16 protein-coding genes and 4 tRNA genes are annotated in these 18257 nt (G+C 56.8%); 15 read left to right on the forward strand and 5 right to left on the reverse strand.

What is annotated here, in order from left to right:
* The 9 genes from wzxE to AQ981_RS10890 all read left to right on the forward strand — a co-directional run bounded on the left by wzxE (position 1) and on the right by AQ981_RS10890 (position 6733).
* Positions 1-1251, forward strand: a complete 1251-nt coding sequence (gene wzxE, locus AQ981_RS10850) for a lipid III flippase WzxE (RefSeq protein ID WP_058911771.1) — start codon at positions 1-3, stop codon at positions 1249-1251.
* Positions 1248-2324 carry a TDP-N-acetylfucosamine:lipid II N-acetylfucosaminyltransferase gene (locus tag AQ981_RS10855; RefSeq protein ID WP_058911772.1) on the forward strand — a complete coding sequence of 359 codons (1077 nt, stop codon included), beginning with the start codon at positions 1248-1250 and terminating at the stop codon, positions 2322-2324. The genes wzxE and AQ981_RS10855 overlap by 4 nt, the downstream gene beginning before the upstream one ends.
* Positions 2324-3688, forward strand: coding sequence for an ECA oligosaccharide polymerase (wzyE, locus tag AQ981_RS10860; RefSeq protein WP_058911773.1), 1365 nt, complete (start codon positions 2324-2326; stop codon positions 3686-3688). Before AQ981_RS10855 ends, wzyE begins: the two co-directional genes overlap by 1 nt.
* Positions 3689-3698: 10 nt before the next feature.
* Positions 3699-4439 carry a lipopolysaccharide N-acetylmannosaminouronosyltransferase gene (gene wecG / locus AQ981_RS10865; protein ID WP_058911774.1) on the forward strand — a complete coding sequence of 247 codons (741 nt, stop codon included), beginning with the start codon at positions 3699-3701 and terminating at the stop codon, positions 4437-4439.
* Between the two features lie 370 nt (positions 4440-4809).
* The gene (gene thrP / locus AQ981_RS10870; protein WP_058911775.1) at positions 4810-6195 is read left to right on the forward strand and encodes a bifunctional threonine/serine APC transporter ThrP; all 1386 of its coding nucleotides are present in this window, start codon (positions 4810-4812) and stop codon (positions 6193-6195) included.
* Positions 6196-6297: 102 nt separating this feature from the next.
* Positions 6298-6374, forward strand: a tRNA-Arg gene (locus tag AQ981_RS10875).
* 66 nt (positions 6375-6440) lie between these two features.
* A tRNA-His gene (locus AQ981_RS10880) sits at positions 6441-6516 on the forward strand.
* A gap of 18 nt (positions 6517-6534) precedes the next feature.
* Positions 6535-6621, forward strand: a tRNA-Leu gene (locus AQ981_RS10885).
* Between the two features lie 35 nt (positions 6622-6656).
* Positions 6657-6733, forward strand: a tRNA-Pro gene (locus AQ981_RS10890).
* A gap of 684 nt (positions 6734-7417) precedes the next feature.
* On the opposite strand, the gene hemY is transcribed toward AQ981_RS10890, so the two are convergent.
* The 4 genes from hemY to hemC are packed head-to-tail and all read right to left on the reverse strand — an operon-like array spanning position 7418 to position 11501.
* Positions 7418-8608 (reverse strand): protoheme IX biogenesis protein HemY, encoded by a 1191-nt coding sequence (gene hemY / locus AQ981_RS10895; RefSeq protein ID WP_058911776.1) that lies wholly within the window; start codon positions 8606-8608, stop codon positions 7418-7420.
* Between the two features lie 2 nt (positions 8609-8610).
* Positions 8611-9801 carry a uroporphyrinogen-III C-methyltransferase gene (gene hemX / locus AQ981_RS10900; RefSeq protein WP_058911777.1) on the reverse strand — a complete coding sequence of 397 codons (1191 nt, stop codon included), beginning with the start codon at positions 9799-9801 and terminating at the stop codon, positions 8611-8613.
* Between the two features lie 21 nt (positions 9802-9822).
* Positions 9823-10563, reverse strand: coding sequence for a uroporphyrinogen-III synthase (gene hemD, locus AQ981_RS10905; protein WP_058911778.1), 741 nt, complete (start codon positions 10561-10563; stop codon positions 9823-9825).
* Positions 10560-11501: a hydroxymethylbilane synthase gene (gene hemC / locus AQ981_RS10910; RefSeq protein ID WP_058911779.1), complete on the reverse strand. Its 942-nt coding sequence runs from the start codon at positions 11499-11501 to the stop codon at positions 10560-10562. Before hemC ends, hemD begins: the two co-directional genes overlap by 4 nt.
* Before the next feature lie 290 nt (positions 11502-11791).
* On the opposite strand from hemC, the gene cyaA reads away from it, so the two are divergent.
* Positions 11792-14353: a class I adenylate cyclase gene (gene cyaA / locus AQ981_RS10915; RefSeq protein WP_058911780.1), complete on the forward strand. Its 2562-nt coding sequence runs from the start codon at positions 11792-11794 to the stop codon at positions 14351-14353.
* Here the strand turns inward: cyaA and cyaY are convergent, their stop codons facing one another.
* Positions 14354-14674 (reverse strand): iron donor protein CyaY, encoded by a 321-nt coding sequence (gene cyaY / locus AQ981_RS10920; protein WP_058911781.1) that lies wholly within the window; start codon positions 14672-14674, stop codon positions 14354-14356.
* A 183-nt stretch (positions 14675-14857) separates the two neighbouring features.
* On the opposite strand from cyaY, the gene lptM reads away from it, so the two are divergent.
* From lptM to yigB, 5 genes are read left to right on the forward strand one after another with little or no spacing between them, the layout of a single operon-like run.
* Positions 14858-15064, forward strand: a complete 207-nt coding sequence (gene lptM / locus AQ981_RS10925) for an LPS translocon maturation chaperone LptM (RefSeq protein WP_058911782.1) — start codon at positions 14858-14860, stop codon at positions 15062-15064.
* Between the two features lie 34 nt (positions 15065-15098).
* Positions 15099-15923, forward strand: a complete 825-nt coding sequence (dapF, locus tag AQ981_RS10930) for a diaminopimelate epimerase (protein WP_058911783.1) — start codon at positions 15099-15101, stop codon at positions 15921-15923.
* The gene (locus tag AQ981_RS10935; protein WP_058911784.1) at positions 15920-16624 is read left to right on the forward strand and encodes a DUF484 domain-containing protein; all 705 of its coding nucleotides are present in this window, start codon (positions 15920-15922) and stop codon (positions 16622-16624) included. The genes dapF and AQ981_RS10935 overlap by 4 nt, the downstream gene beginning before the upstream one ends.
* The gene (xerC, locus tag AQ981_RS10940) at positions 16621-17529 is read left to right on the forward strand and encodes a tyrosine recombinase XerC (protein WP_058911785.1); all 909 of its coding nucleotides are present in this window, start codon (positions 16621-16623) and stop codon (positions 17527-17529) included. Before AQ981_RS10935 ends, xerC begins: the two co-directional genes overlap by 4 nt.
* Positions 17526-18242, forward strand: coding sequence for a 5-amino-6-(5-phospho-D-ribitylamino)uracil phosphatase YigB (yigB, locus tag AQ981_RS10945; RefSeq protein WP_058911786.1), 717 nt, complete (start codon positions 17526-17528; stop codon positions 18240-18242). Before xerC ends, yigB begins: the two co-directional genes overlap by 4 nt.
* Positions 18243-18257 lie beyond the last annotated feature (15 nt).

Consider the following 18257-nt stretch of genomic DNA (forward strand, 5'->3'; position numbering starts at 1 on the left):
ATGTCGTTAGCCAAAGCCTCCGTGTGGACCGCTGGGTCTACACTGGTAAAAATTGGCGTCGGACTGCTGGTGGTAAAGCTGCTGGCGGTGGCCTATGGCCCTGCCGGCGTCGGGATGGCCGGCAATTTTCGCCAGATGGTCACCGTACTGGGAGTCCTGGCCGGGGCCGGGATTTTTAACGGCGTCACTAAGTATGTGGCTGAATATCAGCAGCAGCCGGAGATGCTGCGTCGGGTAGTGGGTACTTCCTCCTCGCTGGTGATAGGGTTTTCCACTTTGCTGGCGCTGGCGTTTTTGCTGGCGGCGCGGCCAATCAGTATCGGGCTGTTTGGCCACGACCAGTATCAGCATGTGGTGCGTCTGGTGGCGCTGGTGCAAATGGGAATTGCCTGGGCCAACTTTACTCTGGCGATTATCAAAGGCTTTCGCGATGCGCTGGGCAATGCTCTGGCGCTGATAGCCGGCAGCCTGATCGGTGTGGCGGCATACTTTGTCTGCTGGCGTATTGGCGGTTATGAAGGGGCATTGCTGGGGCTGGCGCTGGTGCCTGCGCTGGTGGTGGTGCCGGCGATGGTGATACTGCGGCGTCGCGCCCACCTGCCTTGCCGATTTCTCCGGCCCTGCTGGGACAAGGCGCTGGCGGTGAGCCTCGGTAAATTTACCATAATGGCGCTGATAACCTCGGTGACCCTGCCGCTGGCTTACGTGATGATGCGTAATCTACTGGCGCAGCATTACAGCTGGGACGAAGTTGGGATCTGGCAGGGGGTAAGCAGCATTTCCGATGCCTACCTGCAGTTTATTACCGCGTCGTTTAGCGTCTATCTGCTGCCCACCCTGTCGCGGCTGACGGCGACGCGGGATATCAGCCGGGAGATTGGCCGCTCGCTGCGCTTTGTACTACTGGCGGTGGCGGCGGTCAGTTTTACTGTCTGGCTGCTGCGGGATTTTGCGATTTGGCTGTTGTTTTCGGCGAAGTTTTCCGCCATGCGCGACCTGTTCGTCTGGCAGTTGATCGGCGATGTGTTGAAAGTTGGCGCCTATGTTTATGGCTATCTGGTGATTGCCAAAGCATCGTTGCGTTTTTACCTTCTGGCGGAAGTCAGTCAGTTCGCGTTGCTGACGGGCTTTTCCCACTGGCTAATCCCGGCTCACGGGGCGGCCGGCGCCGCCCAGGCCTATATGGCGACGTATATTGTTTATTTTGCGCTGTGCAGCGGCGTATTTTTACTCTGGCGTAGACGATCATGATGACCTTGATTCATGTCCTGGGATCGGACATTCCTCACCACAATCAGACGGTACTGCGGTTTTTCAATGATGAACTGGCCTCGTCCTCGGTTCACGCCCGTGAATTTATGGTGGTGACCCGTGATGCGCAGGCATTCAGGGCATTCGATCGGCTGACGCTTCACTGTTACCCAACTAAAAAAGCGCTGGCCCAGGCGGTGATTGCCCGGGCAAGGGCAGATCGCCAGCAGCGTTTTTTTCTGCATGGTCAGTTCAATACCACTCTATGGCTGGCGCTGTTGAGCGGCCGTGTTCGGGCTGCGCAGGTCAACTGGCATATCTGGGGCGCCGATTTGTATGAAGTGTCCGGAAGCCTGAAGTTTCGCCTGTTTTATCTGCTGCGGTGTATCGCCCAGGGCCGGGTGGGGCGGGTGTTCGGTACCCGCGGCGATCTTAGCTGGTATCACCGGCGCCACCCTGCCGTTAAGGGCGAGTTGCTCTATTTTCCAACCCGTATGAATCCGCAGCTTAACTCACTGGCCCGCGGCGGCGAACGGCAGGGTAAAATGACGATTCTGGTAGGCAACTCCGGCGATCGGAGTAATAACCATATCGCCGCGCTGCAGGCCATCCATCGCCAGTTCGGCGACACGGCGCAGGTGATCGTGCCGATGGGCTATCCGGCCAATAATCAGTCCTATATTGATGAAGTACAGCGGACGGGGGCGGCGCTGTTCAGCGGCGAAAACCTGCAAATATTACGTGAACAGGTGGCGTTCGATGACTATCTGGCGCTCTTGCGGCGCTGCAGTCTTGGCTATTTTATCTTTGAGCGCCAGCAGGGGATCGGGACGCTATGTCTGTTGATTCAGGCCGGCGTGCCCTGTGTGCTGAGCCGGGAAAATCCATTCTGGCAGGATATGGCCGAGCAGCACATTCCTGTGCTGTTTAGCGGCGATCCGCTCAACGAGGAGACGGTCAGAGAGGCGCAGCGTCAGTTGATGCTGGTGGATAAATCGCGCATTGCGTTTTTTAATCCGAATTATATTACGGGCTGGCATCAGGCCCTGCGCAGCGCGGTGGGGGAAGTGTGATGAGTCCACTACAATTCTGCGGTCTGTTGGTGGTGTGGCTGGTCTCGGTGCTGTTTATCGGTATCGTCACACTGCGCGAATTCCGCCGTGTGCGCTTCAACTTTAATGTCTTCTTCTCACTGCTGTTTTTGCTGACTTTCTTCTTTGGCTTTCCGCTTACCGCAACGCTGGTGTTCCGCTTCGATGTCAGCGTAGTGCCGCCGGAGGTGCTGTTACAGGCCCTGCTGGCGGCGGCCTGTTTTTATGGCATCTATTTTGTCACCTATAAAACCCGGCTGCGTAAACCCGCGCCGTCGGCGCATAGCGGGTCGGGGCTGTTCACCATGAACCGACTGGAGACGCATCTGGCGTGGGGAATACTGATGCTGCTGGCGCTGGCCAGCGTAACCGTGTTCTTTCTCCATAATGGTTTCCTGCTGTTCCGGCTCCAGTCTTACAGCCAGATTTTTTCCAGCGAAGTCTCCGGCGTTGCTCTGAAGCGTTTTTTCTATTTCTTTATTCCGGCGATGCTGGTGGTCTACTTTTTGCGCCCGTCGTTCCGCATGTGGCTGTTTTTCTTAGTCGCGACGGTGGGGTTCGGCATGCTCACCTATGTGATTGTTGGCGGAACCCGCGCGAACATTATTATCGCGTTTGCTATCTTTTTGTTTATTGGCATTATTCGCGGCTGGATCTCGCTGTGGATGCTGGCATCCGCCGGGGTGGCTGGGATTATCGGCATGTTCTGGCTGGCGCTGAAGCGCTATAGCCTCGATGTCAGCGGCGCGGAAGCGTTTTACACCTTTTTATATCTGACGCGCGACACTTTTTCGCCCTGGGAAAATCTGGCGCTGCTGTTGCAGAATTACGACAAAATTGAGTTCCAGGGACTGGCGCCGATCGCCCGGGATTTCTATGTCTTTATCCCGACGTGGCTGTGGCCGGAGCGGCCGGGCGTGATACTCAATACCGCAAACTACTTCACCTGGGAAGTGTTGAATAATCACTCCGGGCTGGCTATTTCACCAACGCTGATCGGTTCACTGGTCGTGATGGGCGGGGGATGGTTTATTGCCCCTGGCGCGGTACTGGTCGGGTTAATTATAAAGTGGTTTGACTGGCTTTATAGCCGGGCTATGCAGGAATCAAACCGCTATAAAGCGGCAATTATTAACAGTTTTTGTTTTGGCGCTATCTTCAACATGATCGTGCTGGCCCGTGAAGGGCTGGACGCGTTCGTGTCGCGGGTGGTCTTTTTTATGGTGGTTTTTGGCCTCTGTTTGCTGTTGGCGAAGTTGATTTTCTGGCTGCTGGATAGCGTTGGGCTGGTGCGTAGTCGCCGTTTGCCGACGCTGTCATCTTCTTCTTCAACACAAAATATGTGACAAGGAAAACATGACTGAAGTAAAAGATGCGCCTGTCTATCAGGTGCGCGGCCTGTCATTGCTGGGATGGCGGGATATGGCTCATGCCCTTGACTATCTGTATGCGGATGGTCACCTGAAACAGGGAACGCTGGTGGCGATTAATGCTGAAAAAATCCTCACCATGGAGGCCGATCCGCAGATCGCCGAACTGATTGGCGCCGCTGAATTCAAATATGCGGATGGGATCAGCGTGGTGCGCTCGGTGCGTAAGAAATACCCCGGGGCGCAGGTTTCCCGGGTGGCGGGAGCCGATCTCTGGGAAGCGCTGATGGCGCGGGCCGGTCGTGAAGGTTCGCGGGTTTTTCTGGTCGGCGGTCGTCCGGAGGTCGTGGAGGAAACCGCGCAGAAGCTGCGCCGGGAGTGGCAGGTTAATATCGTTGGCGCTCAGGACGGCTACTTTTCCGTTGCGGATCGTCAGGCGCTGTTTGAACGAATTCGCGATAGCGGCGCGCAAATTGTTACCGTGGCGATGGGATCGCCGCGCCAGGAAATTCTGATGCGCGACTGTCGGCAAGTGCATCCTCACGCGCTATATATGGGGGTTGGCGGTACCTACGATGTGTTTACCGGCCATGTTAAAAGAGCGCCGAAGCTGTGGCAGGATCTGGGGCTGGAATGGCTATACCGTTTGCTTGCTCAGCCCAGCCGTATTCGTCGCCAGTTGCGCCTGCTGCGCTATCTGGCCTGGCATTATAGCGGCCAAATCTAGCGCCGTAGCGGCTCCCTGAATCCGCCCGTACCTGACCCCGGGTGCGGGCCATCCTGTAAAGGGGCGGCCAGCAGGTAGATTTGCACCTTCGGGAATTGCTCTGCTTCCCACATTCTCCATTCTGCGCATTAACGTCTGTCGGGCCATACCTGCAGGGCTTTCTCCCGTCAGGCGTTTTTATTCCATTTGTTAATCAAAATTTGCCATTTTGGTGAAAATAGGAAAACATCTGCGGCTTTTATTAATGATGGTAATACATAGTGAGCAGGCTATTTGTTTCATGGCGGAAATAGCGCATCATGAATTATGGCAGCGACCATAACTATAACCGGTACAGCCGGACGTTTTACCGACAGGATATTGAGGATTTATGGCAGAGAAACAACCGCAGCTTCAGCGCGGGCTGGAAGCGCGACATATTGAACTTATCGCCCTGGGCGGGACGATTGGCGTAGGGCTGTTTATGGGCTCGGCGAGTACCCTGAAGTGGGCGGGGCCGTCGGTTCTGCTGGCTTATATTATTGCCGGTATGTTTGTCTTCTTCATCATGCGCTCCATGGGGGAGATGCTTTTCCTTGAACCGGTGACCGGCTCTTTTGCTGTATACGCGCATCGCTATATGAGTCCCTTTTTCGGCTACCTGACGGCATGGTCGTACTGGTTTATGTGGATGGCGGTGGGGATTTCAGAGATTACCGCCATCGGCGTGTACGTGCAGTTCTGGTTCCCTGAACTGCCCCAGTGGATACCCGCGTTGCTCGCCGTGGCGCTGGTGGCGCTGGCCAATATGGCGGCGGTACGGCTGTATGGGGAAATTGAGTTCTGGTTCGCGATGATCAAGGTCACCACCATTATCGTGATGATTGTGGTTGGGCTGGGGGTTATTTTCTTTGGCTTTGGCAATGGCGGTCACGCCACTGGCTTTGGCAATCTGACCCAGCACGGCGGTTTTTTCGCCGGTGGCTGGAAAGGATTGCTGACGGCGCTGTGTATTGTAGTGGCCTCTTATCAGGGGGTGGAGCTTATCGGTATCACCGCTGGAGAGGCTAAAAATCCCCAGGTGACTCTGCGCAGCGCGGTTGGGAAGGTGCTGTGGCGGATCCTGATTTTCTATGTCGGGGCCATTTTTGTCATTGTGACCATCTTCCCGTGGAATCAGATTAGCAGTAACGGCAGTCCGTTCGTGCTGACCTTTGCAAAGATTGGTATTACCGCCGCGGCAGGAATTATCAACTTTGTAGTGCTGACTGCGGCACTGTCTGGATGTAACAGCGGTATGTACAGCTGTGGGCGCATGCTATATGCACTGGCGAAAAATCACCAGTTGCCCTCCGGCGTGGCGCGCGTGTCGCGCAGCGGTGTACCCGTGGCCGGGGTTGGCATATCAATAGCGATTCTTTTACTGGGTTCGTGCCTGAATTACCTGATACCTAATCCACAGCGCGTTTTTGTCTATGTGTATAGCGCCAGCGTGCTGCCGGGGATGGTGCCGTGGTTCGTTATTCTGATAAGCCAGATTCGCTTCCGGAAGGCACATCGCAAGGCGCTGGCCAGCCATCCGTTCCGCTCTATTCTGTTTCCGTGGACTAACTTTCTGACGATGGCGTTTCTGATCTGCGTATTGATTGGTATGGGAATTAACGAAGATACGCGCATGTCGCTGATTGTTGGGGCGCTGTTTATGGCTGCGGTGACGCTGGCATATAAGGTTTTTGGGCTTGGTCGACATATCGCCGGAGAAAGAATGGATGGATAAGCGACAGAATGCGCAAAGCATAACCAAACGCTCATTTTCTTAAAAAAAGCACTAGACAGCAGGGCGCGAAGTCCGTAGTATCCCCCTCCGCAACGGCGCTACGCGCCCGTAGCTCAGCTGGATAGAGCGCTGCCCTCCGGAGGCAGAGGTCTCAGGTTCGAATCCTGTCGGGCGCGCCATTTTACGTTCAGGCGCTTGAGCTGCGGCGATATGTTATTTAACATAGTCGCGTAAAGTTTTCTGTGGTGGCTATAGCTCAGTTGGTAGAGCCCTGGATTGTGATTCCAGTTGTCGTGGGTTCGAGTCCCATTAGCCACCCCATCAATTTAAGTGGGTTATGCGAAGGTGGCGGAATTGGTAGACGCGCTAGCTTCAGGTGTTAGTGTCCTTACGGACGTGGGGGTTCAAGTCCCCCCCCTCGCACCACACCAAATTGAACAAGAATCAAAAAGTATGTACATCGGCGAGTAGCGCAGCCTGGTAGCGCAACTGGTTTGGGACCAGTGGGTCGGAGGTTCGAATCCTCTCTCGCCGACCATCTTTGAACCCTGCTTAATAGCAGGGTTTTTTGTTTTCTTTTCCCACTGTTGCGTTTTTCCTCGCCTGCCATTGCCATTGCCATTGCCATTGCCATTGCCATTGCCATTGCCANATTGCCATTGCCATTGCCATTGCCATTGCGTTTGTCTCCTGATACAGACAGCGCTTACCGGCGTTGTCTCTTATCGAAGACATTTAATATCATGAAAAGCAAAGTGTTTTTATATTGCCTTACCAGTTGTCGCCTACAGGCGACAGTCAATGGCGCGTCAGGTGGGGGATTGTTGCCAGAAGATGCGACAAGATCAGGGAACGGTGGGCATTACTAGTGTCAGATTAAGGAGTTAGCATTAAGTATTTTCCTGGTGCGCCGCTGGCATATTTCGTGCATTATTACGTCCGTAGATGCTCATTCCACTTCTTATGCTCGCCTGATGGCTTCATAAACCCCGGAATGATGCAGAGCCATTTACGGTGCTTATCGTCCACCGTCAGATGTCGTCGCGCAGCGGCCTCATCAAACACCATGGACATAACGTTGAGTGAAGCACCAGTTTGTTGTCAAACAGACCTGTTTTAACACCTGCCCCCGGGCAGGTGTTTTTTTATGTCGTAATAGCGTGCGTGGCGGCGGGCCTGCAGAAAAGGAAGTCCACCTCCGCAGGGAGGTGGAGATAACAGGTTACTGATTGTTTGGCAGGGTTAATAACAACCCGTCGCGGCGCATGGCGGCCGCTTCTTCCGGCTGGTGCAGCTTATCCAGCGCATCGGCGAGCCAGGCGTAATCACAGGCGTCCGGACGCTGCTTCAGGGCGGCGCGGAACGCAACCGTCGCTTCCTGCCACTCGCCGTGTTTCATCAACAGTTGACCGAGGGTGCTCCACAGCAGTGGGCGATCGCCCTGGGTTTTGATCTGCTGACGCAGCGCTTTCTCCAGCTGTTCCGGGTTCGGGCTCTTCAGGCGCGGCATCAGCGCCACCAGGCGCTCATCAAACTGGTGTTTTAACCCGTCGAGAATCACTTGCTGCGCCATCTCATGGTCGTCACATTCAATCAGATGTTCTGCCAGAGCAACCTGCAGCGTGGTTTCGTGACGGGTTCTGCGGCTCTGGTTGCGCCACCAGGTTTTCAGGCCCTCGCTGCCCTGATCGGCCATTGCCTGATCCATCATCCCCATCCATGCCTGGCGCTTCAGGGCGAGGCGGTGTTCGTCGTCCCCGACCTGCGCTTTTTCCATTGAAGGGAGAATATCCAGCAGTGAACTCCACGCGCCGGTGCGAATATAGGCCTGTTCAGCAAGGCGCAGGACTTCCGGATGGCGCGGAGTGATTTCCAGTAGTTTATCAACGCCGTGGCGCGCCGCATGGTTCTCGTTACGGGCGAGTTGCAGACGTACCCGAGTGATTTCTACCGGGATCTGATCGTTGTCAGCCAGTTCTGCCGCACGCTCCAGATGCTGATTGGCGCGGAGTTCGTCACCGCGCTGCTGCGCGGCTTCGGCGGCCAGCAGATAGTTAACCACCGGCTGTTCTGCGTGATCGGCATTTTTCGCCATCAGCTTTTCAACTTGCTGGTAGTCGCCTTCCGCCAGTTTCAACAGCGCCATGCTGGTCTGCTTGCGAGCGCGGGTGCGTTTGCGACCAAGGAACCAGCCGCGGGTACGGGCGCCGGTGCGAAAGATCCGCCGCAGTAACCATTCAACGGCGAAGATCACCACTAAGGCCATGATCAAAATGATCGCCAGGCCGGTCACGCTGGTTTCAATGTTGTAACTGTCGGTCTGGATCAGCACATAGCCCTGATGCCCGGCGATCATCGGTCCGACGACGATCCCGGCGATCAGTAACAGAAAAAGGATAAGGACTTTAATCATACCTATTCTCCCTGCGGTGCGGCGGCGGCATTCTGTTCAGCGCCGGCCGCCACTGCGCCAGGCTGCGCGATCAGACTGCGCACCCGGGTCTGCACCAGTTTTTCCAGAATCGGCTGGCTCTTCAGGGTATCCGGTACATCCATGCTGATGCTCTGCTGGCTGAGACCGTCCAGCTCTTCAAGAAACGCTTTCGTGACGGAATCGTTAGTATCGTAGTAAGCGCGTACCCAGGTCGCGACATTTTCCAGCGACTGTTTGTAAACTTCGTCCTGGTGGCGCGGTACTGACTGGGCAGCGACCAGCAGGCGCGAGCGGATATTCTCCCGCAGGTACACATCCTGGTTTGGCGCCAGCAGAGGCACGGCTGTTTCATCACGGCGACGAATGGTGATAAAGCTGTCCATAAAATTATGCCAGCTGGTGGTCAAATTCTGGCGCCACTCGCTCAGGGATGTGGAGATCTCGCTACTGTCTTCGTCCATCGGCGAGCCGTCGCTGTCGTTGTCCGCCAGCCGCAGGTTATCCACCTGATCGGAAAGCTGATTGAGCTTCAGAATGATGCCGTCAAAGTCTACCTGGGTCAGGGCAGAGAGGGTGGCGATATCGTCGGTCAGCGCCCGGCGGGCAGTAATCAGGCTGGGATCGTTCATATCAGCCAGGCTGGCGTCAGCGCTCTTGAGCAGCGCGGCGGCGGTGGTGACGTCCTGATCGCTCCATAGTTTACGGCCTGCCAGTTTGACCAGAAAATCGGACTGCGCCAGCATCCAGGTTTTGGCGTCGCTGCCGGTGATGGTGGCGACTTTTTGTTGCAACTCCTCCAGATCGCGGGACAGGCTGGCCTGACGGGACTGCGCTTGCGCCAGTTGGTCGGCCTGCTGTTTCACCAGCGCTTCCAGTCCGGCTTTTTGCTGATCCTGGGCTTTTTGCAGCGACGTCAGTTGTGAGGCCAGCGCATCGCTGGCCGCGCTCTGGGCGGTGGCCTGGCTTTTGCCCCAACTGTACAGACCGGCGCCGGCCGCCAGGGCTATCGCGATGGCGATCGCGCCCAGCGCGATACCCGCGGTGCCGCTACGGGACGGTTTTTGCGTTTTTTCCGGTTGCGGCGTCTTGTCTGCATTTTCCGGCTGTGGCGTCGCCGCGGTGGCCGGCGTGGTTTCTTCAACCATGGCGGAGGCGTCTTTTTGTTCCGTCATTATGGCATCCCATTATTTGTGTTATTGCAACGCGCGCAGTAGCGCATCGTTATCTGCATTGTCAGCGATCCGAATATCCTGCCAGCCCAGTTCCCGGGCCTGGTTCGCCAGCCGTTCGCTGACGACGATCAGCCGACAGCGTAGTAGCCAACTGGTTCGGTACCAGTCGGGTATCAGAGCAAAAAGCTGGTGGAGCATCTCGCCGCTGGTGATGACCAGCGTGCTCACACCCCTGGCCTGCCAGCGGCCGGCTTCCTCTGTTCCATCGTAATGCCGGTCCTGCCGCTGGTAACATTCACAATACGCGACGTCGGCGCCGCGCTGCGTCAGGGTTTCCGCCAGCAGTTCCCGGCCACCGTTACCGCGCAGAATCAGCGCGCGCTTGCCGGAAATATTTTGTAATTCTGGTAATTGTAGCAATACTTCGCTGATTTCCCGATCCAGAGGGTAACTGACCGGCAGGCCGCTAACCTGATGCAGGGCCAGAGCGGTGGCGCGGCCGATAGCAAACCACTGAATACCACCCGGCCACGCTATACCGCGGCGGGAAAGTTCGCCATGAGCAAAGCTCACCGCCTGCCGCGATAGCACAAATGCTAAATCGCTAGGCCGCAGATCGTTAAGCTGCCCGGGAAGCGCGGAGAGTCCCTGTCCCGGGGAAAACTCAATCAGCGGTAAATGCCAGGCCTCCCGCCCCTGCGCGCGCAGCCGACTAACTAACTGTTCTCCGGCGGGGGAAGGGCGAGTGACCAGGATACTCATAGCGCGCTGTCTCCGCCATATACGGCGCTAAGAATTTCCCGGGCGCCCTTATTAAGCAACTCTTCGGCCAGCGACACGCCCAGCGCTTCGGCATCTTCCGGCTTGCCGCGCCGTTCGCCGCTGATAATTTGCGAACCGTCCGGGGCACCGACCAGGGCGCGCAGCCAGATCTCGCCATCAATCAGTTCGGCATAGCTGCCGATCGGTACCTGGCATCCGCCTTCCAGGCGCGTATTCATCGCCCGTTCCGCGCTGACGCGCAACGCCGTTTCCGGGTGGTTAAGCGGTTCGAGCAGCGCGCGGGTCCGCGCATCGTCCAGCCGGCATTCAATACCGACCGCCCCCTGACCGACCGCAGGTAATGATACTTCGGGCGCCAGGGCGCAGCGAATGCGCTGCTCCAGTTTCAGACGTTTCAGCCCGGCGACGGCCAGAATAATGGCGTCATATTCGCCATTATCCAGCTTGCTCAGACGGGTGCCGACATTACCGCGCAGGGAGCGGATCTGCAGATCCGGACGCCGTGCGGCGATTTGGCACTGGCGGCGCAAGCTGGAAGTGCCGACAACGCTACCGGGCGGCAATTGATCCAGACTGGCGTAATGGTGGGAGACAAAGGCATCACGGGGGTCTTCACGCTCACAGATAGTGACCAGTCCGAGCCCCGACGGGAATTCGACCGGCACATCCTTCATGGAATGCACGGCGATATCCGCCCGGTTTTCCAGCAGCGCCAGCTCCAGCTCTTTCACGAACAGCCCTTTGCCGCCCACTTTCGCCAGCGGCGTATCAAGGATTACGTCACCCCGGGTGACCATTGGCACCAGTTCAACCGTCAGTCCTGGATGGCAGGCCTCAAGGCGGGATTTCACGTAGTGCGCCTGCCACAGGGCGAGCGGGCTCTGGCGAGTGGCAATTCTCATTACATTGTCTAACATGCTTGTTACCGTCATTATCGTCCGCTGACCATCCTAACATTGTTAGCGAAAGGCTGTCAGTTTCAACGGCTTTTGGATAAAAAGAGGGATGTAGTTCGTATTATGGGAAAAAAGATGGCCAGGCGGTGCTAAACTCATCGGGTAGCGTATCTTTCTTTACGGTCAATCAGCAAGGTGTTAAATTGATCACGTTTCCAGCAATTGTCAGCCTGGCGCCACATAAAATGATAAAGGCGATACGCTGAAGCAGGACTTTTTTTTGAAATACTGAAACCATCAGGCGATATGTCTTGTACCTCTATATTGAGACTCTGAAACAGAGACTGGATGCCATCAACCAACTGCGTGTCGATCGCGCGTTGGCCGCCATGGGACCTGCTTTCCAGCAGGTATACAGTCTTCTGCCGACATTGTTGCACTATCATCATCCGCTAATGCCGGGGTTCCTTGACGGTAACGTTCCCCACGGTATTTGCCTTTACACGCCTGATGAAACCCAACGCCATTACCTTCATGAACTGGAACTGATGCGCGGTATGCCGCCCCAGAAGACGTTGCCCGGGGAACTTCCCATTACCGGCGTCTACTCCATGGGCAGTACCTCCTCGGTTGGTCAAAGCTGTTCGTCGGATCTGGATATCTGGGTCTGCCACCAGTCGTGGCTGGATACCGAAGAGCGCCAGCTACTGCAGCGCAAGTGCAGCCTGCTGGAAACATGGGCTGCGTCGCTCGGCGTTGAAGTAAGCTTTTTCCTGATTGACGAAAACCGCTTCCGCCATAATGAGAGCGGTAGCCTCGGCGGTGAGGACTGCGGTTCGACACAGCATATTTTGTTGCTGGATGAATTCTACCGCACCGCGGTGCGCCTGGCGGGGAAACGTATTCTGTGGAATATGGTGCCCGGCGACGAAGAAGAACACTACGACGATTATGTCATGTCGCTGTATGCCCAGGGCGTACTGACGCCCAATGAGTGGCTGGATCTCGGCGGGCTGAGCTCCATGTCGGCGGAAGAGTACTTCGGCGCCAGCCTCTGGCAGTTGTACAAGAGTATCGACTCTCCTTATAAAGCGGTGCTGAAAACCCTGCTGCTGGAAGCCTATTCCTGGGAATACCCCAATACCCGGCTGTTGGCCAAAGAGATCAAACAGCGTCTGCACGATGGTGAAATCGTTTCATTCGGTCTCGATCCTTACTGCATGATGCTTGAGCGCGTTACCCGCTACCTGGTGCAGATTGAAGATACTGCCCGGCTGGATCTGGTGCGCCGCTGTTTTTATCTGAAAGTGTGTGAAAAACTCTCCCGTGAGCGGGCCTGCGTCGGCTGGCGTCGGGAAGTCCTGAGCCAACTGGTGAAAGAGTGGGGCTGGGATAACGCGCGGCTGACAATGCTTGATAACCGGGCGAACTGGAAAATCGATGAAGTGCGCCGGGCCCATAACGAGCTGCTCGATGCGATGATGCAGAGCTACCGCAATTTGATTCGTTTCGCGCGGCGCAACAATCTTAGCGTCAGCGCCAGCCCGCAGGATATTGGCGTCCTGACCCGCAAACTGTACGCGGCCTTTGAAGCGTTGCCGGGTAAAGTAACGCTGGTGAACCCGCAGATCTCCCCGGACCTGTCGGAGCCGAATCTGACGTTCATCCACGTGCCGCCGGGGCGCGCTAACCGCAGCGGATGGTATTTATATAATCGCGCGCCGAATATGGACTCGATTGTCAGCCATCAGCCGCTGGAATATAACCGTTATCTTAATAAGCTGGTGGCCTGGGCCTGGTTTAACGGCCTGCTGACCTCCCGTACCCGCCTGTTTATCAAGGGCAACGGTATTGTCGATCTGCCGAAACTGCAGGAGATGGTGGCGGATGTTTCACACCACTTCCCGCTGCGCCTGCCGTCTCCGTCGCCGAAAGCGCTGTACAGCCCCTGCGAAATCCGCCATCTGGCGATTATCGTTAACCTTGAATACGATCCTACCGCGGCATTCCGTAACCAGGTGGTGCATTTTGATTTCCGTAAGCTGGATGTTTTCAGCTTTGGCGAAGATCAGCAGTGCCTGGTGGGTAGCGTCGATCTGCTGTACCGCAATTCATGGAATGAAGTGCGTACCCTGCACTTTAACGGCGAGCAGGCGATGATCGAAGCGCTGAAAACGATCCTCGGCAAAATGCATCAGGACGCTGCGCCGCCGGATAGCGTGGAAGTCTTCTGCTATAGCCAGCATTTGCGTGGGCTGATCCGCACCCGGGTACAGCAGCTGGTGTCGGAGTGTATTGAGCTGCGCCTGTCCAGTACGCGTCTGGAGCCGGGGCGCTTCAAAGCGCTGCGGGTGGCGGGCCAGACCTGGGGACTGTTCTTTGAGCGCCTCAGTGTGTCGGTGCAGAAGCTGGAAAATGCCGTTGAGTTTTACGGCGCAATCTCCCACAACAAATTGCACGGGCTGTCCGTTCAGGTAGAAACCCACCATGTGCAGTTACCGCCGGTGGTAGATGGTTTCGCCAGTGAGGGGATTATTCAGTTCTTCTTTGAAGAGAGCGACCGCGAGCAGGGTTTCAATATTTATATTCTGGATGAGACCAACCGGGCGGAGGTCTACCACCACTGCGAAGGCAGCATGGAGGAACTGGTGCGCGATGTGAGCCGCTTCTACTCTTCCTCTCACGACAGGTTTACCTATGGCTCCAGTTTTATCAACTTTAACCTGCCGCAGTTCTACCAGATTGTGAAAAGCGACGGGCGCACCCAGGTGATACCTTTTCGCTCCCAGCCGGGTCGGGTAACCGCGCCAGCCAATCAGGACGACAACGACGATAGCGCCGCGCCGCCGCTGTTACATCGCTACCAGTCCTGATTAGCGGAAACTGACCGTTTCGCCGGACTGCGCCGAACAGGCCTCTTCCAGCAACTGCCAGAACGTTGCGCCGCTGCGATCGCAAATCCATTCATCCCCTTTCAGGTCAAAATGGTAGCCGCCGTTTTTGGTCGCCAGCCAAACCTGATGCAGCGGCTCCTGGCGGTTAATGATGATTTTACTGCCGTTTTCGAAACTCAACGTTAGTACTCCGCCATTGATTTCACAATCGATATCGCTGTCGCCATCCCAGTCGTCTAGGCGTTCTTCAATGGTCAGCCACAGGCTGTCGGCAAGGCGATGAAATTCACTGTCGTTCATATCCACTTCCTGTTGTAAGTCGTCGCGGCAGTATAAAAGTATTGGGCTGGAATAGGAATTGCTCCGCGCGGCGTTGCCGCCGGCGACGTTTTTTCAGTATCCCTCTGTGATAACGACTATTTGCTTTTCGGGGATCACCTGCGATGATAGATAGCAGAATGAATTAATGACAGGCTATCAGGTATGAAAAATATGGCGAGTAAGCTGGCTGTAATGCTGGTTCTCCTGAATCTGGCGGGCTGTGGCCTGAAGGGGCCCCTCTATTTCCCGCCGCAGGACAATAAACCGGCTGGCGTGGAGAAAGCGCCCGCGCCGGTACTGCAGTCAGGGGAGCCGGCGCGTAACGATCGCGCCCAGGGCAACGGCCCGACCCAGGTCATTTCCCAGTAAGGGCCGTGCGAAAGTCGCGGTAATGGAGTGAGAGATGCAGTTCTCAAAAATGCATGGCCTTGGTAACGATTTTATGGTCGTGGATGCGGTCACCCAGAACGTCTATTTTTCGCCTGAACTGATCCGCCGGCTTGCCGATCGTCATCTGGGGGTGGGATTCGATCAGTTACTGGTTGTCGAACCGCCCTACGATCCCGATCTGGATTTTCATTACCGGATCTTCAATGCCGACGGGAGCGAAGTGGCTCAGTGCGGCAACGGCGCGCGCTGTTTTGCGCGCTTTGTCCGCCTCAAGGGGTTGACGAACAAACGCGACATCCGCGTGAGTACCGCCAACGGGCGGATGGTGCTCAGCGTCACGGAAGACGAGCTGGTGCGGGTCAACATGGGGGAGCCGATTTTCGAACCTGCCCAGGTGCCGTTTCGCGCCAACAAAGCGGAAAAAACTTATATTATGCGCGCCGCCGAGCAGACAGTATTGTGCGGCGTGGTTTCCATGGGAAATCCCCACTGTGTGATTCAGGTTGAGAATGTGGACACCGCGCCGGTGGAAACCCTCGGCCCGGTGATGGAGAGCCATGAGCGTTTTCCGGAACGCGCCAATATCGGTTTTATGCAGGTGGTCAATACCGAATATGTGCGTCTGCGGGTGTATGAGCGCGGCGCCGGCGAAACCCAGGCCTGCGGCAGCGGCGCCTGTGGTGCGGTGGCCGTGGGGATTCAGCAGGGCCTGCTGGCAGAGCGGGTGCGCGTCGATTTACCCGGCGGGCGTCTGGATATCGCCTGGCAGGGGCCAGGTCAGCCGCTGTTTATGACCGGTCCCGCCACTCACGTCTATGATGGATTTATACATCTATGAATAATGCCGGAGAAACTCAGGAGCAACCGTCGGAACTGACAGACCAGGAGGTCTGTGATTATCTGCGGCAACACCCGGATTTCTTTATTCGCAATGCGCGTCAGGTTGAGCAAATGCGAGTGCCGCACCCGGTGCGCGGTACGGTGTCGCTGGTGGAGTGGCATATGGCGCGCCAGCGCCACTACATTAGCGAGCTGGAAGGCGACATGTCTCTGCTGCTTGAACAGGCGCGGACCAATGAGAGCCTGTTCTACCGCCTGCTGAAGCTGCAAAGCCGTCTGGCGGGCGCCGACAGTTTACAGGATATGCTGAACCGTCTGCACCGTTGGGCCCGGGAAATGGGGCTGGCGGGCGCCAACATTCGCCTGTTCCCCGATCGCTGGCGCATTGGCGCGCCGTCCGATTTCACCTATCTGGCGCTGAACCGTAACGCCTTTGAGCCGCTGCGCATTCAGCGCTTCGGCGATGCGCTGCACTATCTGGGGCCGCTGCACGGGCCGGAACTTCTGTTGATGCTGCCGCAGGGTAAAGCGATAGGATCCGTGGCGATGTCGATGCTCGGCGGCGATGGCGATCAGGGCGTGATTATTTTCAGCAGTCGCGATCCGCAACATTATCAGGCAGGTCAGGGCACCCATCTTATCCAGGAAGTGGCGCTGATGCTGCCGGAACTGCTTTCTCGCTGGATCGAGCGGGTATGACGGTCCTCCCTTTGCAGGAGGCCGTTGAACGCTTTCTGCGTTATCTGAAAGTCGAGCGCCAGCTCAGCCCGCTCACCTTACTGAACTATGGCCGCCAGTTGCGGGCGGTTGTTCAGTTGGCGGAAGAGGGGCGCCTGGCAAGCTGGGCGCAGTGCGATGCGGCGGCGGTCCGCGGTATTGTGGTGCGCAGCCGGCGCGCCGGGCTCCAGGCGTCGAGCCTCGCTCTGCGTCTGTCGGCGCTGCGTAGCTTTTTCGACTGGATGGTGAGCCAGGGAGAAATGAAGGCCAATCCGGCGAAGGGGGTTTCGGCGCCTAAAGCGCCGCGCCACCTGCCGAAAAACATCGAAGTGGATGATGTTAATCAGTTGCTGGACATTGATATCAACGATCCGCTGGCGGTGCGCGACCGGGCGATGCTGGAAGTGATGTATGGCGCCGGGCTGCGCTTGTCGGAACTGGTCAATATGGATTGCCGGCATCTCGATCTCGCCACCGGCGAAGTGTGGGTGATGGGCAAAGGCAGTAAGGAGCGCCGGGTGCCCATCGGGCGCAGCGCGGTAACCTGGCTGGAGCACTGGTTTGATTTACGCGAGCTGTTCGGGCCGGAGGATGATGCGGTTTTTCTGTCAAAACAGGGGAAACGTATTTCCGCCCGCAATGTGCAAAAGCGTTTTTCCGAATGGGGGATTAAGCAGGGGCTGAGCAGCCATGTGCATCCGCACAAGCTGCGCCATTCGTTCGCCACCCATATGCTGGAATCCAGCGGCGATCTGCGCGCGGTTCAGGAATTACTGGGCCACGCTAACCTCTCCACCACGCAAATCTATACCCATCTCGATTTTCAACACCTCGCTTCGGTGTATGATGCGGCGCATCCACGCGCCAAACGAGGAAAAAAATCATGAAATTTTACCGACCGTTGGGGACAATTTCCGCCATCACTTTCGATCTCGACGATACCCTGTACGATAACCGGCCAGTGATCCGCCGTACCGAGCTGGAGTCGATCGCTTTTGTGCAGAATTACCACCCGGCACTGCGTGAATTTCAGGTGGTGGATTTTCAGCGCCTGCGTCAGGAACTGCGTCAGGAAGAGCCGGATATCTACCACGATGTAACGGAGTGGCGCCGGCGCAGCGTTGAGCGGGCGCTACTTAACGCCGGGCTTTCCGGCGATGCGGCAACCCGTGGCGCGCGCGAGGCGATGGAGAACTTCGCCCTGTGGCGCAGCCGTATTGAGATTGCGCCGGAAACCCACCAGGCGCTGGAGGCGCTGGCCAGCAAGCGGCCGCTGGTGGCTATCACCAACGGTAACGCCGACCCGCAGCAGTTTGGGCTGGCGAAATATTTCCGTTTCATTCTGCGCGCCGGTCCCGACGGGCGTTCGAAGCCGTTTAACGATATGTATGCGCTGGCGGCGCAGCGCCTGGGGATCGCCCATCGGGAGATATTGCACGTCGGCGACGATCTGACTACCGACGTCGCGGGGGCGTTGCGCTGCGGTATGCAGACTTGCTGGATTAATCTGCGGGGCGGTAACCTGATGCATATCGACGATAGCCGGCTGTTGCCGCATCTGGAGATTTCCCGTTTGGCATCCCTTGTGACGCTGATATAATCCCCGATTGTTATG

Origin of the sequence: Entomohabitans teleogrylli (assembly GCF_001484765.1) — a bacterium.
Taxonomy (GTDB): domain Bacteria; phylum Pseudomonadota; class Gammaproteobacteria; order Enterobacterales; family Enterobacteriaceae; genus Entomohabitans; species Entomohabitans teleogrylli.

Bases quoted from the DNA above. Each gene is read 5' to 3' on its own strand.
- wzxE (WP_058911771.1), top strand. From the start codon at position 1: ATGTCGTTAGCCAAAGCCTCCGTGTGGACCGCTGGGTCTACACTGGTA.
- AQ981_RS10855 (WP_058911772.1), top strand. From the start codon at position 1,248: ATGATGACCTTGATTCATGTCCTGGGATCGGACATTCCTCACCACAAT.
- wzyE (WP_058911773.1), top strand. From the start codon at position 2,324: ATGAGTCCACTACAATTCTGCGGTCTGTTGGTGGTGTGGCTGGTCTCG.
- wecG (WP_058911774.1), top strand. From the start codon at position 3,699: ATGACTGAAGTAAAAGATGCGCCTGTCTATCAGGTGCGCGGCCTGTCA.
- thrP (WP_058911775.1), top strand. From the start codon at position 4,810: ATGGCAGAGAAACAACCGCAGCTTCAGCGCGGGCTGGAAGCGCGACAT.
- hemY (WP_058911776.1), bottom strand. From the start codon at position 8,608: ATGATTAAAGTCCTTATCCTTTTTCTGTTACTGATCGCCGGGATCGTC.
- hemX (WP_058911777.1), bottom strand. From the start codon at position 9,801: ATGACGGAACAAAAAGACGCCTCCGCCATGGTTGAAGAAACCACGCCG.
- hemD (WP_058911778.1), bottom strand. From the start codon at position 10,563: ATGAGTATCCTGGTCACTCGCCCTTCCCCCGCCGGAGAACAGTTAGTT.
- hemC (WP_058911779.1), bottom strand. From the start codon at position 11,501: ATGTTAGACAATGTAATGAGAATTGCCACTCGCCAGAGCCCGCTCGCC.
- cyaY (WP_058911781.1), bottom strand. From the start codon at position 14,674: ATGAACGACAGTGAATTTCATCGCCTTGCCGACAGCCTGTGGCTGACC.
- lptM (WP_058911782.1), top strand. From the start codon at position 14,858: ATGAAAAATATGGCGAGTAAGCTGGCTGTAATGCTGGTTCTCCTGAAT.
- dapF (WP_058911783.1), top strand. From the start codon at position 15,099: ATGCAGTTCTCAAAAATGCATGGCCTTGGTAACGATTTTATGGTCGTG.
- AQ981_RS10935 (WP_058911784.1), top strand. From the start codon at position 15,920: ATGAATAATGCCGGAGAAACTCAGGAGCAACCGTCGGAACTGACAGAC.
- xerC (WP_058911785.1), top strand. From the start codon at position 16,621: ATGACGGTCCTCCCTTTGCAGGAGGCCGTTGAACGCTTTCTGCGTTAT.
- yigB (WP_058911786.1), top strand. From the start codon at position 17,526: ATGAAATTTTACCGACCGTTGGGGACAATTTCCGCCATCACTTTCGAT.